Genomic DNA, 13,646 nt, shown 5'->3' with positions numbered 1-13,646 from the left:
TTATCTTTGGGAATTGGTATTAATATAAAGCCAGTCAACCCTAATCAAAACAGGTGATATTGGATGAGTACAACGCTGGAACAAATTGAAAAGACCGCTAATTTAAGTAAAAACAATCAGTTAAGTTTGATGGTTTTTCAAGTTCGGTTTCCGCAGCCTAATCAAAGAGAACCCTCTTATTACGGAATGAATGTATTTAAGGTTCGTGAAGTATTAGAAGCGCGCGCTTATCCTGTGTCAGAAATGCCGGATACTAATCCGCTAATTGAAGGCATGATTGAATTACGCGGAACTTATCTTCCAGTTATTGATTTGCCTAAGTGGATGGGCTTTGATATGACCGAAGAAGAGCGGGAAAAATCAATCATAATTGTGGCCGATTTCAGTCGTAACTTTATCGGTTTGCGGGTTGCGCATATACATGGTGTTGAAGAAAAAGAGTGGACCGATATTCATCCAGCCGGTAACTACAATGTAGACGTTAACCGTAATCAAATTGTAAACCATACCTATCTAGAAGGCAGTGAAACGCTTTGTTACATTTTAGATATCGAGAAACTTTTAATTGAAGCCATGCCTGTCATGGCGAAAAAGATATTTTCGTCGGCAAAAGAAGTGGATGCATCTAAAGTAGCTTTTAGTTCAGCGATGAAGCAGCGCCAGATTCTGTTTGCTGAAGACAGTAAATCTATCCAAAAGTACATGAGTATGGTGTTCGAACAGTTAGGGTTGCGTTCACAAGGATTTGATAATGGCCGATTAATGTTGGACTATATCGCCAAACAACCCAATTTGGACGATATTTCGGTTATTTTTACCGATTTGGAGATGCCGGTTGCATCAGGTCATACCGTCATTAAAGAATTGCGTTTAAATCCTAAGACGCGTAATTTACCGATCATTGTTCATACCTCAATGACCAGTGATAATAATAGCCGCGAAGTGATTGAAATGGGGGCCAACTACTTTATTGGTAAGGTAGATACAGATTTAATCGTAAAAACCTTACAGCAAGCTCAAAAAGATTTCGCCGCCTTGGCTAATTAAATTTGTAAGTGGTTCATATTAAAAAGCACCAGGCCTGGTGCTTTTTAATATATACAGTTAAATGCAGGCTAAACTCAAGTTCAGCCAACAAAAAAGCCGTCTGATCAGGACGGCTTTTTTATTTAGTCGATTTAATCTTAACGATTAACGCTGACGGGCTTTAAATTTAGGGTTTGTTTTACAGATCACATACACCTTGCCGCGACGACGTACAACTTGACAATCTTTATGGCGAGTTTTCGCTGATTTCAATGAAGATAAAATTTTCATGATAATTACCTAGGTTAATGAGTTTTTCAACTCGGTTCAAATTTGAAACGCGAATTCTACTGGCTTGTCATGACTTTGTCTAGTATTGAACGGGATTTTGATTGAAATAAAGTGATTATTGGTTATGCTAGTCGCTTTAGTGATCAGCTACGATTGAATTTTAATTAATTTTTAGGGTATCAAGGGTGCAAATTGGCGTTGCAAAATGAGGTGAAAGCCTTTTTAAAAGAAGGTGGTGGGTTGGCGAACACAATCGAAGGTTTTGGTGTTCGTGATGCTCAAATAGATATGGCTTTGCAGATTGCTCAGGCAATCGAAGCCGAATCCACATTAATTGCTGAAGCGGGCACAGGCACGGGTAAAACCTTTGCTTATCTAATTCCAGCGCTGTTATCCGGCAAAAAAATCATCGTATCAACCGCCACTAAAACTCTTCAGCAGCAGCTAGTAGATAAAGATTTACCCTTGCTTAAAAAAGTATGTGGCTTAAAAGGACAGATTGTTCTATTTAAAGGCCGAGAAAACTATTTGTGCAGTCAACGCTTGGCCTTAGCCGAGACCCAAGAGCAAAATAATAAATCGGATTGGCAAAAACTATCTGATATTCGTGATTGGTCGGACAAAACCAAAACCGGCGATTTAGCTGAATGCGTTCAAATTGAAGAAAGTGATCCCATTTGGCGAAAAGTCTGCGCCCGATTGGAGTTTTGTCAGGCGGTGGGCTGCCAGAAAGAGGCCGATTGTTTTTATCCCCAAATGAAACAAAAAGCCAGTGAAGCTCAAGTATTAGTAGTAAATCACCACTTATTTTGCGCCGATCTGGCTTTACGTGAACAAGGGTTTGGCGAGTTATTGCCAAATGCAGATGTCACTATTTTTGATGAAGCTCATCAACTTCCCGATATTGCGGCGCAGTTTTTAGGTTTTTCAGTATCACGCCATCAGCTCGACGAACTTTGTCGTGATATAAAACAAGCAAAAGCAGAAGAGTCACCTGAATCGGATGATTTGATTGATCGTGTTAACTTATTAGCGGAACAAATAAAGCTGGTTAATGAAGCCTTAGGTAAATGGGAAAAACGTTGGACTTGGCAGCAGTTATCTAGCACCGATGTGTTTTTAGTTAGCCTAAAGCGGCTGTTAAATCATTTGGGCGCATTAGCCGACCACTTAAAAGGTTTGGAAGAACGCGGCAAACTCTTAGCCGCGGTCGCCAAACGCACCCAAGAGATGGAAAAACAGCTAAAAGCGTGGCTGGAAACGGAAAAAGAAACCGAGGTGCGTTGGGCCGAGTCGTCGCAAGCTCGATTTAAGCTTAATATGACGCCGTTAAGTGTGGCTGAGCCGTTTAAACGTCAACGCGAGTCCATTGGTGGCGCCTGGATTTTTACGTCGGCGACATTGAGTGTTCGCAATCAATTTGATTATTTCCAGCAGCGTTTGGGTTTATATACAGCCCAAACAGCCGTTTGGCCGAGTCCATTTGATTATGCCAAACAAGGGGTGGTTTACCATCCAGTCGGTTTGCCTGAACCACGCGACCCGGACTATATTAAAATTTGTTTAAGAGCCGCCTGGCCGCTCCTTAAAGTGAGTCAAGGCCGTGCTTTTTTATTATTTACTAGTTTTCGTGCGCTGGGTGAAGCTCAAGCTATTTTACAAAAACACTGGTCGGGGCCTTTATTGGTTCAAGGTGAAGCACCTAAAAACCTATTATTAGAACGTTTTAAATCCGAAGAATCCGCGTTACTATTAGGCACCAGCAGTTTTTGGGAAGGCGTGGATGTAAAAGGCAAAGCGCTGCAACTGGTGATTATCGATCGGATTCCATTTTCGCCACCTGATGATCCCTTGGTGCAAGCACGCGAAAGTTATTTAAAACAAAAGGGCTTAAATGGTTTTGCACACTTTCAACTGCCTGAAGCTGTGATGGCTTTAAAACAGGGAAGTGGGCGCCTGATTCGAGATCAGACTGATCGAGGAGTGTTAATGCTGTGTGATCCGCGTTTAACCACTAAACGATATGGACAGAGTATTATTGATAGCTTGCCGAATTTTCCCTGGGTGTTTGAGCCTGAGCAAGCTTTGGATTTATTAAACGCCCAGCAAGACATAGAATGAAAGTAATTACAACGATGAGTAAAGCATGAGTATTGTATTAGCGGTAGAAAGTGCCACGGCGAATTGCGCCGCCAGTTTGATTGTTGATGGTAAAGCTTATACTTGTGCCGAGTTTGCCCCACAACAACATGCCCAACTTATTCTGCCAATGGTGGATAAGGTGATGCAACAGGCTGGTATTCAGCCAGAGCAGATTGATGCCCTAGTATTTGGTGAAGGACCGGGTGCCTTTACCGGTTTGAGAATTGCCGCCGGTGTTGTGCAAGGTTTAGCTTTGGGATGGAATAAACCGATCTTGGCGATTTCCTCTTTAAAGGCCTTAGCTTATCAAGCTTATGAATCTACAGGTAAAACGACCTGGTGGGCGTGTTTGGATGCAAGAATGGGTGAAATTTACGTTCAACATTGTGAATTTGATCCACAAGAAGCCAAAATGATAGCCAAGTCAGCAGAACTGGTTAAACCTGATCAATTTAAACCTCTGGTAGAAGCGTCAAATGGTGTAGGAGATATCACAGAGACTTACCCTGAATTGGTCGCAAGTTTTGCAAGCTGGGTAGATGCTGTGCCACAGGCGGAAGCCTTAGCCAGACTGGCTTTAAGTGAATTGGCGCAATCAAAATATTTGACGGATTTTATTCCTCAGCCAGTTTACCTAAGAGCATCGGTTAGTTCGTGATTGCCAAAAAAATGTGCAATCGCCAACATCCACTAGACTTTATTGAAGTTTTTGCTAGATTTAAATAGTTCCTAACAATCTTATCCACAGAAACTGTGTAAAAAAGGAAGAAAAATGCATAACTATAAAACCATCCTTGTCGCCATCGATTTTTCACAACACAGTGGTCAAGCTTTGCAGCGCGCCAAGCAAATAGCCCAGATTTATGATGCTGAGTTACATGTTATTCATGTCACCGAAATTCCAACTTATCCCGTGTTAGAAGATATTGCCATCACAGGAATGCCTGGAATCTGGGATGACGAACTGGGAGATAAACTCTATAACGCAGCTCAAGATCGATTAAAATCCTTGGTGCTTAAAGAAGGGGTCGAGCCGTCTAGTTGCTTAGTTTTAACCGGTATTCCACGCGTTGAGGTAATTGCAAAAGCGCAGCAAATTAATGCCGACTTAATTGTGATTGGTCGACGTGGTATTTCAGGTTTGCAACGCTTAATTGGTTCGACCGCCGATGCCATCTTGCATGAGGCCGCATGTGATGTATTAGCGGTTAAAATTGAGGAGTAAGCTGTGCGCTTTTTTAATCAATCAAAAGTTTGGTTCGTTCTCTTATCATGTTTAGTAATGGGCAGCGCTTACGCTCAAACCTTTAGTGTTGGTGAACGTGTTTTTATTGGTTTTCCATCTACCACGATTCGCGATGATGCCTTTATAGTAGGAGAGGTCACACGGGTTTTAGAGTCAGGTGACTACCAAATTTCAGTTGAGGACTATGTAGAAGGGCATGATTATGGCGCTTTTTGTACGCCCGTAGCGGTTAATTTGCCGGACAAAGAAAGTGAATATGGTGATGGTTGGGAGCAGTGGGAAGACACCAGTAAACTTAATCAACCAAACTTAGAATACATTGTTGAAGCCAAAAATGTGATGGCTTATCGCGCAGGTCAATATGAGTATATTGAGCGCAACAATACCTGGGTGGTGTTTGGGCGTTGGATGTCGGATGCACCAATTTTGGCACCAGAGCGTATAGAAAGGGCCAAGAAAACAGCAGAATCGATAGGTTTGGCTGGGATGACGGAAGCATTTGATCTAGCGATTGCGCATCGTTTTGCTTTTTATGAAGAGGGGTGGGGACGCCCCTATTGGCCATACGAAACGGTTCCAGCATTAAATGGTTTGCTAAATAAAATTGATGCTTTGTTCGAACAGGATCCTGCTTTAAAGCGTTTGTGGCAACAAAAACCGCGCGATCAAGAAGAAGTTAAATCAAGTTCACGTAAGTTTTTCTTAATGACGGCGATTGATAAGTTGGTTGATGATGCCTACGATCAATTGTACGAAGACATAGAAAAAGCCGACCCTGCAGAAGTGGAAGCTTTAACGAAACACCTCGAAGCGCTAGGGAAGCCCAAAATTTAACGCAAAAAAATGCCAGATCATTCTGGCATTTTTCTATGAAACTAGATAGCTGAGTTAGTTGGGATGTTTGTAGTATTTTTGATTGAGATAAGCCGCAACATCTTCAACTTCATCCTCGAACCAACCAACATTCATGTTGTTATTACAAAAACTAACGGCTGCGACAAGTTTTTCGTAGGTATTGGTTTTAGCCGGGTTGTAGGGCTGGTCAGCATGGCATTTTAAGCAGTTTGCTTCGTCATACAGTGATTTACCTGCTTCTGGGTTTCCAGCGAAGCTTGAGTTGGATATAAGTAGGGTAAGTGATGTACTAACGAGTAAGGCGAGTTTCTTCATGATTACGTCCTCTAAGTTATGATAGCAAGGTGATATTACGAATATAGCCGTGTTTCATTCTAGCGTGTAAATCAAACTTATAATTAAAAAATTATTTATCCACTAAATCAAAAAACTAATAAGGCGGAACGGTGAGCGAAGTCACGTATATTAAAGGTAAAGATGAGAGCCTCGAAAAATCAATTGAATTTATGCAGGGCATTTTGCAACAGCAGGGCTTTGAGATTAATCAGGTTAAATGGTTAAACCCAGTCGATAACATTTTCTCATTACATATACATGATCAAGTATGCCCTGGATTATTTACAAATGGTAAGGGTGCTAGCCGCAAAGCTACCCTAGCTAGTGCGCTGGGGGAATATTTAGAGCGTTTATCGACGAATTACTTCTTTTCCGATTATTACTTGCAAGCGGACTCAACCGATTCAGATTGGTTGTATTACCCAAATGAACGACGTTTTGATTTGGCTGACTATAAGTCATGCTTAAATGCACAACTTTGGCCGATTTACGATCCGCATAATGAATTACAAGCTGAAGACTTGTTAAGTTTTAATGATGATGGCAATCAAATTCGTGCAATTGAAATGCGCCACGCCAAAACATCTGAAGTCAGTTATTTTCCGATGAACTTACTGAGTAACCTTTATGCAAGCAATGGCCTCTCAGCCGGCAATACGCTTGAAGAAGCACGTGTTCAAGGTTTGTCAGAAATATTTGAGCGTTGGGTTAAAAACAAAATTCTAACTGAAAACCTCTGCTTGCCAGAGGTGCCGGATGTGATCTTAAAGCGTTTTCCTTCTATTTATCAGTCGCTAACCGCTCTGCGCCAGCAAGGGCTGGAAGTTTCGGTACGTGACGCTTCGTTAGGCGGTCAGTTTCCGGTGATGAACGTCACCTTATTTGATCCAGAAAAAGGCCAGTGTTTTGCCTCATTTGGCGCACATCCTATTTTTGAAGTTGCGTTGGAGCGTACGCTGACAGAATCCTTGCAAGGTCGCCATTTAGACTTTTTGGATGGTTTTCAGGTTCCTACTTTTGACCAGAAAGCGGTAGCCGAAGCTGAAAATCTAGAAAATCACTTTATTGATTCGAGTGGTTTAATTAACGCGCGTTTTATTTCACACCAGGCTGATTTCGAGTTTGCCGAGTGGAACTGGGATTATCCAACCCAGCAGCAATGGTCATGGTTAGTGGACTTGGCGGCGCAACAGGGTTTTGAGGTATATGTTGCGGATTATGAACACTATGGTTTTAAAGCCTGTCGCATTGTCGCGCCGGGTATGTCGGAGGTTTATCCGATGGACGAACTGCTAGTCAAAAATCAAAACGACGGTCGTCGATTACGCCAAGCAATCCAGCGTTTTGTGGATAACTCTGAAGCCAGAGAACTCTTGGATTTATTAGATGAGATCGGCTTTAGTGACCATCAAGGTGTCGCTTCGCTGATTGGCTTAATGCCGGATGCGGGTAACTTATGGAACGATTTGAAAATTATTGATTTACGTTTTTGGGTTGAATTGGCGTCTCAAGACTATGCGGCGGCTTATGAGTCTTTGCAGGTTTGTAAAGCGTATGTTCATCCAGATAAACCTATGGCAAAGGTGTATGAAGCATTTAGTTTCGCTTTAGATATCAAGCTTGAAGCGCTGAGTTGGGAAGATTATCGAGCTGGAATGTTGCAATTGTTTGGTGAAGACTGTGTGGTGAAAGTTGAACAACACTTAAACCAACAAAAACAGGCTTGGGATATCCCACTAGGGCAGCAAGCTTTCTTAGATAGCCAACGTCATCAAGCTATGTGGCAGGTTTACGCTCGAGCTCGTAAGGCGAAACAAGCCTTTTATCAGTAGAGATCTTTAAGTTGTTACAAATGGGAAAGCAGGCCTGGTGGTTAAGTTAAGCACCAGGCCTGGTTGTTTAAAAGCTGTAAATTAAACTTAGATTGGTTTCGGTATCGGTTTTTTCAGCGGCATCTGCTGGGTTTGAGTTATAGCGATATTTGTAGGATGTGCTAACGGAAAGCTTACTGTTTAACGCCACGCGTAAACTAGAGTTGCTTTCCGTTTTGTACTGTTCTGTACCAGTAAAATACGTTAAATCCTGTACAAATCGAACGTTGTCATTAAATTTGTGGTTTAAATCTAGTTTTACTCGACCTGTTGTTTGAGTAAAGTCATTTTCCGTGTCGGTCACATAACTTACATCCTGGTAACCCAAACCAATTTCCGTACTGAGTCGGGTTTGTTCGGTTCGATAAAGTACTTTACCTAAACCAAGGGTTAAGCTGAGATCTGTGTCTAAACCTGCAATTTCATCTTGTTCGCCGCGTGTGTTTGCAAACGCGTAATAGTTTTTATCTTTTGTGAAATAACGATCCGCTTGTAAATCTAATACATAACGTTCAGAAATTTTGACATCATCTTCGGTTTTATTTTCGATTTCTAATAGGCTTTTATAATCGGTTTGTTCTTGGCTGTAATTTAGTTTTAAACGAGCCAATAAAGATTCAGAATCGACATTCCCTGTTTTTTGGTTAAATCCGGCTTCACCTGAACCATTAAAACCTAACTCTTCATTTGATTCTTCGGCGTGTATCCATGCACTGTTTAACATAAGTGTTGGCGCTAAAATGGAGCTTAGTAGAATTCGACTTTTAAGCATGAATGACCTTTAGTGTTAAAAATGTGAATCAGCATTATAACGTTTCGTTAGGTTTGATTAAAGCCCACGACTTTAGGCTGAATTTTTTTGGTAGAATACGCCAATATATGATTTAACCTATTCAGGATAAGATGATGAAATTAGATTTTTTAGATTTTGAACAGCCGATTGCAGAGCTGGAAGCCAAAATAAATGAGCTGCGCCACTTGGAAGGTGGTCAAGACTTTGACCTGTTACAAGAGATCAGTTCACTTGAAAAGAAAAGCCATGCCTTGACCGAAAGTATTTTTAAAGGCTTGTCAGATTGGCAAATTTCGCAGTTAGCTCGTCATCCTCAACGTCCTTACATGTTGGATTATATTGAGCATATCTTCACCGAGTTTTCCGAGTTACACGGTGACCGTGCGTTTGCAGACGATGCGGCCATTGTCGGTGGACTAGCGCGTATTGACGGTCAGCCAGTTATGGTGATTGGACAGCAAAAAGGCCGCGATACCAAAGAAAAAATCCGTCGTAATTTCGGTATGCCTCGCCCAGAAGGCTATCGGAAAGCTTTGCGTTTAATGAAAATGGCCGAGCGTTTTAACTTGCCGATTTTAACTTTTATCGACACACCTGGCGCCTATCCTGGAATTGACGCCGAAGAGCGTGGACAAAGTGAAGCGATTGCACGTAATTTGATTGAAATGGCTGAATTGAAAGTGCCTATTATCTGCACCGTGATTGGTGAAGGTGGCTCGGGCGGTGCGCTCGCGATTGGTGTCGGCGATGTTACGATGATGATGCAGTACAGTACCTATTCTGTGATTTCACCAGAAGGCTGTGCATCGATTTTATGGAAAAGTGCGGCGAATGCACCAGATGCGGCGGCGGCTTTAGGTGTAACGGCACCACGGTTACAGAGCCTAGGTTTAGTCGACGTGATTGTGCCTGAGCCAATTGGCGGTGCTCACCGTTACCCAAGAACCGCCGCTGACAACTTAAAAGCGGCCATTTTAGAGCAATTGAAAAACTTCAAAAAACAATCACCAGAGCAGTTAGTCAAACGACGTTATGACCGTTATATGGGTTATGGTAATTTTGATGTGGCCTAAAGCCCCTCATTTTAAGAGCGCCGTTGGCGCTTTTTTTATTTCAGAGTGCTAGAAATATGCCATCCTCCGACTTGGTTGTTCAAGCTATTAAACAGTTTTATGCCTCGTTTCAGGCTACAAAAGTTTGGGTTGCTTATAGTGGTGGGTTAGACTCACATGTGCTACTGCACGCGTTGGCAAGGTTTAAGCCTGACCATATTGAACTGGCGGCCATTCATGTGCATCATGGCTTACAAGGCGAGGCCGATGATTGGGTGTCGCATTGTCAGACCGTTTGTCATGACCTTCAGATTCCCATCCAAATAGAATATGTACGGGTAGACAGAAACCAGAATCTTGAATCTGCAGCGCGTCAAGCTCGATATCAAGCCTTTGAAAAATGGGTAACTGAAAATGAGGTGATTTGCACGGGGCATCATCAGCGTGACCAAGCTGAAACCTTATTGTTAAACCTACTACGTGGGGCTGGTTTGGAAGGCTTAAGTGCTATGCCTGAACGGCGAGTTTTAGACAATAAAGCTCGTTCAACTAGCCAGGCCTGGTTGATTCGCCCTTTGTTAAATATCGCGTATGATGTGATTCAAAATTATGCGCAACAACATCATTTGCAATGGGTTGAAGATCCGATGAACCAACTCCTGCAGTATCGGCGTAATTTTATTCGACATCGGTTATTGCCACTACTCGACCAGGCCTGGTCTAATCCGCAAGCGAAATTAGCACAAGCGAGTAGGCAACAAGCGGAATCGGCGCAATTGCTTCAAGAGTTGGCCCAAGCTGATTTGGCTAGCATTGAGCATGATGCAACTCGGTTTAATTGGCAGGCGTTACAAAAACTGAACTGGCCGCGCCAAAAAAATCTATTGCGTTACTGGTTTAAACATTTTCATCAGATTTCGATTGATCAGGCAACTTTAGATTGGCTTCGCTCGGATGGGTTTAGTCAGAACATGAATGCTCAGCCTCAACGAATTTTGAAATGTGCTGAAATTCGACGTTATCAAAACTGGATTTATTTATTGGATAAATCTGCTCTTCGTTCTCCTTTTAATGTTTTGATTCAGCAGGAGTCAGATTGGAAAAAGCAGGGCATAAAACACCTGTACACTTTCGGCCAAGGATTGGCTTTGCATTGGCTGAAGCCTGAGAATGAAGTGCGTTTGAGATCTCTATCTAGTGAAGATCCCGTAAACCGGGATTCATTAAAGAAGTGGTTTCAAAGCCAAAAAATTCCACCTTGGCAACGTCAAAATTGGCCAGTTGTTGAAATTAATTCCAAACTTGCAGTGATTGTTGGTTATCGTACCTTAAAGGAGTTTCAGGCGAAATCTGATGAAAAAGCGCTAAAGTTGGTGGGTTTAAATTGAAGCTAAGTGGGTTTTAGGTTAAAATTTGTTTCCATTCTGAGCTCTGAAATCGCCAAGTCGTCTTAAAAGGAATCGCAGGCGAGCTTCTCTAAATTTTCTACAAAGTGTGAATAATGACTAAATTTATATTCGTAACCGGTGGTGTGGTCTCTTCTTTAGGGAAAGGCATAGCCGCCGCGTCTTTGGGTGCCTTGCTAGAAGCAAGAGGTCTTAAAGTCAGTATGCTTAAAATGGATCCTTACATCAACGTGGATCCAGGTACGATGAGCCCACTTCAACACGGTGAAGTGTTTGTGACCGATGATGGTGCTGAAACGGATTTGGACTTGGGACATTACGAGCGCTTTGTTCAGCGACCATGTGGCAAGGGTAATAGCTTTTCGACAGGCCAAGTTTATGAAACGGTGATTCGTCGTGAACGTCGTGGCGACTACTTGGGCGGCACAGTACAAGTCATTCCGCATATTACCGATGAAATCAAAGCGCGCATTAAGTTAGCCGCCGATGGATTTGATGTCACGATTGTTGAAGTTGGTGGTACGGTTGGTGATATTGAGTCTTTACCTTTCCTTGAAGCCATACGTCAAATGGGTGTAGAAGTGGGGCGTGATCGTGCCATGTTTATGCATTTAACCTTGTTGCCTTATATAGCCGTGGCAGGTGAAGTCAAAACCAAACCTACTCAACATTCAGTTAAAGAGTTACGTTCTATTGGTATTCAGCCAGACGTGTTGATTTGCCGCTCTGAAATTCCATTAGGTGAAAGCGAAAAACGTAAAATCGCATTGTTTACCAATGTAGAAGAAAAAGCCGTTATCAGTTCATTGGACGCTAAGTCAATTTATCAAGTGCCACGCATGTTGCATGAACAGGGCTTGGATGAGCTAGTTGTTAAAAAACTGCAAATGACCAATCTTAATCCGATTGATTTATCAGATTGGGATCAAGTGGTGGATGCTCAGCTTAACGCACAAGATGAAGTTAATATCGCAATGGTCGGTAAATATGTGGATCTTACCGAAGCCTATAAATCGGTTATTGAAGCTTTATTACATGCTGGTATTCATACACGTACGCGAGTCAAAATTCACTATATTGATTCAGAAGAATTAGAAAAAGTCGGCATTGATCAGCTAAAAGACATGCATGCTATTTTGGTACCGGGTGGATTTGGTGAGCGTGGTGTCGAAGGTAAGATTTTAGCGATCCAACATGCACGCGAAACTAAAAAACCTTATTTAGGAATTTGTCTAGGTATGCAAATGGCGGTAGTGGAATATGCACGTCATGTTGCCGGGCTAGATAAGGCTCATAGTACGGAACTGAACCCCAGTACCCCTCATCCAGTCGTGGCTTTGATTACTGAATGGACGGATGAAAAAGGCGCTAAAATTGAGCGAAACGAAACCTCGGACTTGGGTGGTACGATGCGTTTAGGTGGTCAAAACTGTGTAGTAAAGGCCGGTACCAAACTGGCTAGTATTTATGGCAAAGATGTGATTCGTGAACGTCATCGTCATCGTTATGAAATGAACGACGGGTATATTAGTCGTTTAGAACAAGCAGGCCTGGTGTTTTCAGCGCATTCGCAAGATGGGCATTTGGTTGAGTCGATAGAGATTCCAGATCACCCTTGGTTTGTGGCTTGTCAGTTCCACCCTGAATTTACATCAACACCACGTAACGGTCATCCGCTCTTTAGTGCTTTTGTGCAAGCGGCTAAAACAAACAAATAGTTAAGGAATCAATATGAAGCTTTGTAATTTTAATGTTGGTATTGATCAACCGTTTTTCTTAATTGCTGGTCCTTGTGTGATTGAATCTGAGCAATTGGCAATCGATACAGCCGGTCAATTAAAAGAACTCACCGACTCGCTCGGCATTCCGTTTATTTTTAAATCGTCTTATGACAAGGCGAACCGTTCCTCAACCGCCAGTTTTCGTGGGTTAGGTATTGATGAAGGCTTGCGCATTTTGCAAAAAGTGAAAGATGAAATTGGGGTACCAGTTTTAACCGATGTGCATGAAGACACACCTTTAAGTGAAGTCGCATCGGTGGTGGATGTCATGCAAACTCCGGCTTTTTTAGTGCGCCAAACAAACTTTATCCAAAACGTGTGCCGTCAAGGTATTCCAGTCAATATCAAAAAAGGTCAGTTTCAAGCCCCTTGGGATATGGATCAAGTGGTCGCTAAAGCGCGTGAAGTGGGTAATGAGCAGATCATGGTTTGTGATCGTGGTACCTCATTTGGCTATAATACGCTCGTATCTGACATGCGTGGCTTGGCTTCAATGCGTCAAACAGGCTGCCCAGTTGTATTTGACGCAACCCATTCTGTGCAACAGCCAGGTGGTCAAGGTTCAACATCGGGTGGTCAACGTGAATTTGTGCCTGTACTAGCTCGTGCGGCGATTGCTGCTGGCGTATCGGGTATATTTATGGAAACTCACCCAGATCCTGTTAATGCCAAAAGTGACGGTCCAAATATGTGGCCTTTACATAATCTAAAACCAGTATTGGAAGTGCTCAAAGCACTGGATGATACGGTTAAAAAACACGGTTTTGTAGAAAATGATTTGATGTAAATAGCGGGCTTTAATGCCAACTATTTTGATGTGGTTTTATAGTAAGTTTAATTTTTAAGT

The 13,646-nt window shown here is 42.4% G+C and carries 13 protein-coding genes; 10 read left to right on the top strand and 3 right to left on the bottom strand.

What is annotated here, in order from left to right; translation table 11 throughout:
• Nucleotides 1-63 precede the first annotated feature (63 nt).
• Nucleotides 64-1,047, top strand: a complete 984-nt coding sequence (locus VIM91_RS01125) for a chemotaxis protein (RefSeq protein ID WP_331862999.1) — start codon at nucleotides 64-66, stop codon at nucleotides 1,045-1,047.
• A 144-nt stretch (nucleotides 1,048-1,191) separates the two neighbouring features.
• Here VIM91_RS01125 and ykgO read toward each other — a convergent pair whose 3' ends face one another.
• The gene (gene ykgO, locus VIM91_RS01120) at nucleotides 1,192-1,317 is read right to left on the bottom strand and encodes a type B 50S ribosomal protein L36 (RefSeq protein WP_006459136.1); all 126 of its coding nucleotides are present in this window, start codon (nucleotides 1,315-1,317) and stop codon (nucleotides 1,192-1,194) included.
• A 192-nt stretch (nucleotides 1,318-1,509) separates the two neighbouring features.
• On the opposite strand from ykgO, the gene VIM91_RS01115 reads away from it, so the two are divergent.
• The 4 genes from VIM91_RS01115 to VIM91_RS01100 all read left to right on the top strand — a co-directional run bounded on the left by VIM91_RS01115 (nucleotide 1,510) and on the right by VIM91_RS01100 (nucleotide 5,539).
• Nucleotides 1,510-3,438 carry an ATP-dependent DNA helicase gene (locus VIM91_RS01115; RefSeq protein WP_331862998.1) on the top strand — a complete coding sequence of 643 codons (1,929 nt, stop codon included), beginning with the start codon at nucleotides 1,510-1,512 and terminating at the stop codon, nucleotides 3,436-3,438.
• A 25-nt stretch (nucleotides 3,439-3,463) separates the two neighbouring features.
• Entirely contained in the window at nucleotides 3,464-4,117 is a 654-nt protein-coding gene (gene tsaB, locus VIM91_RS01110) for a tRNA (adenosine(37)-N6)-threonylcarbamoyltransferase complex dimerization subunit type 1 TsaB (protein WP_331862997.1), read from the top strand.
• Between the two features lie 114 nt (nucleotides 4,118-4,231).
• Nucleotides 4,232-4,684, top strand: a complete 453-nt coding sequence (locus VIM91_RS01105) for a universal stress protein (protein WP_331862996.1) — start codon at nucleotides 4,232-4,234, stop codon at nucleotides 4,682-4,684.
• A 57-nt stretch (nucleotides 4,685-4,741) separates the two neighbouring features.
• Nucleotides 4,742-5,539, top strand: coding sequence for a hypothetical protein (locus tag VIM91_RS01100; protein ID WP_331862995.1), 798 nt, complete (start codon nucleotides 4,742-4,744; stop codon nucleotides 5,537-5,539).
• 54 nt (nucleotides 5,540-5,593) lie between these two features.
• On the opposite strand, the gene VIM91_RS01095 is transcribed toward VIM91_RS01100, so the two are convergent.
• A complete protein-coding gene (locus tag VIM91_RS01095) occupies nucleotides 5,594-5,875 on the bottom strand; it encodes a cytochrome c (protein ID WP_331862994.1) in 282 nt (93 codons plus the stop codon).
• Between the two features lie 131 nt (nucleotides 5,876-6,006).
• Between VIM91_RS01095 and ycaO the strand changes: the two genes are divergently transcribed.
• Complete coding sequence (ycaO, locus tag VIM91_RS01090) at nucleotides 6,007-7,728, top strand: 30S ribosomal protein S12 methylthiotransferase accessory factor YcaO (RefSeq protein ID WP_331862993.1); 1,722 nt, start codon at nucleotides 6,007-6,009, stop codon at nucleotides 7,726-7,728.
• Nucleotides 7,729-7,795: 67 nt separating this feature from the next.
• Here ycaO and VIM91_RS01085 read toward each other — a convergent pair whose 3' ends face one another.
• Nucleotides 7,796-8,539 (bottom strand): DUF481 domain-containing protein, encoded by a 744-nt coding sequence (locus VIM91_RS01085; RefSeq protein WP_331862992.1) that lies wholly within the window; start codon nucleotides 8,537-8,539, stop codon nucleotides 7,796-7,798.
• 134 nt (nucleotides 8,540-8,673) lie between these two features.
• On the opposite strand from VIM91_RS01085, the gene VIM91_RS01080 reads away from it, so the two are divergent.
• The 4 genes from VIM91_RS01080 (at nucleotide 8,674) to kdsA (ending at nucleotide 13,586) form a co-directional block, all read left to right on the top strand.
• Nucleotides 8,674-9,633 (top strand): acetyl-CoA carboxylase carboxyltransferase subunit alpha, encoded by a 960-nt coding sequence (locus VIM91_RS01080; RefSeq protein ID WP_331862991.1) that lies wholly within the window; start codon nucleotides 8,674-8,676, stop codon nucleotides 9,631-9,633.
• Between the two features lie 23 nt (nucleotides 9,634-9,656).
• On the top strand, nucleotides 9,657-11,000 hold the full coding sequence (tilS, locus tag VIM91_RS01075; protein WP_331862990.1) for a tRNA lysidine(34) synthetase TilS: 1,344 nt from the start codon (nucleotides 9,657-9,659) through the stop codon (nucleotides 10,998-11,000).
• A 113-nt stretch (nucleotides 11,001-11,113) separates the two neighbouring features.
• Complete coding sequence (locus VIM91_RS01070; RefSeq protein WP_331862989.1) at nucleotides 11,114-12,736, top strand: CTP synthase; 1,623 nt, start codon at nucleotides 11,114-11,116, stop codon at nucleotides 12,734-12,736.
• A 13-nt stretch (nucleotides 12,737-12,749) separates the two neighbouring features.
• Nucleotides 12,750-13,586 (top strand): 3-deoxy-8-phosphooctulonate synthase, encoded by an 837-nt coding sequence (gene kdsA / locus VIM91_RS01065; RefSeq protein ID WP_331862988.1) that lies wholly within the window; start codon nucleotides 12,750-12,752, stop codon nucleotides 13,584-13,586.
• Nucleotides 13,587-13,646: the final 60 nt, after the last annotated feature.

It is taken from the genome of Thiomicrospira sp. (assembly GCF_036568485.1).
In the GTDB taxonomy this organism is placed as follows: Bacteria; Pseudomonadota; Gammaproteobacteria; order Thiomicrospirales; family Thiomicrospiraceae; genus Thiomicrospira.
Note: the sequence above shows the minus strand (reverse complement) of the source record. Positions and strands in the feature narration are given on the sequence as shown.

Coding starts and splice junctions, on each gene's coding strand:
- VIM91_RS01125 (WP_331862999.1), top strand. CDS start 64: ATGAGTACAACGCTGGAACAAATTGAAAAGACCGCTAATTTAAGTAAA.
- ykgO (WP_006459136.1), bottom strand. CDS start 1,317: ATGAAAATTTTATCTTCATTGAAATCAGCGAAAACTCGCCATAAAGAT.
- tsaB (WP_331862997.1), top strand. CDS start 3,464: ATGAGTATTGTATTAGCGGTAGAAAGTGCCACGGCGAATTGCGCCGCC.
- VIM91_RS01105 (WP_331862996.1), top strand. CDS start 4,232: ATGCATAACTATAAAACCATCCTTGTCGCCATCGATTTTTCACAACAC.
- VIM91_RS01100 (WP_331862995.1), top strand. CDS start 4,742: ATGGGCAGCGCTTACGCTCAAACCTTTAGTGTTGGTGAACGTGTTTTT.
- VIM91_RS01095 (WP_331862994.1), bottom strand. CDS start 5,875: ATGAAGAAACTCGCCTTACTCGTTAGTACATCACTTACCCTACTTATA.
- VIM91_RS01085 (WP_331862992.1), bottom strand. CDS start 8,539: ATGCTTAAAAGTCGAATTCTACTAAGCTCCATTTTAGCGCCAACACTT.
- VIM91_RS01080 (WP_331862991.1), top strand. CDS start 8,674: ATGAAATTAGATTTTTTAGATTTTGAACAGCCGATTGCAGAGCTGGAA.
- VIM91_RS01070 (WP_331862989.1), top strand. CDS start 11,114: ATGACTAAATTTATATTCGTAACCGGTGGTGTGGTCTCTTCTTTAGGG.
- kdsA (WP_331862988.1), top strand. CDS start 12,750: ATGAAGCTTTGTAATTTTAATGTTGGTATTGATCAACCGTTTTTCTTA.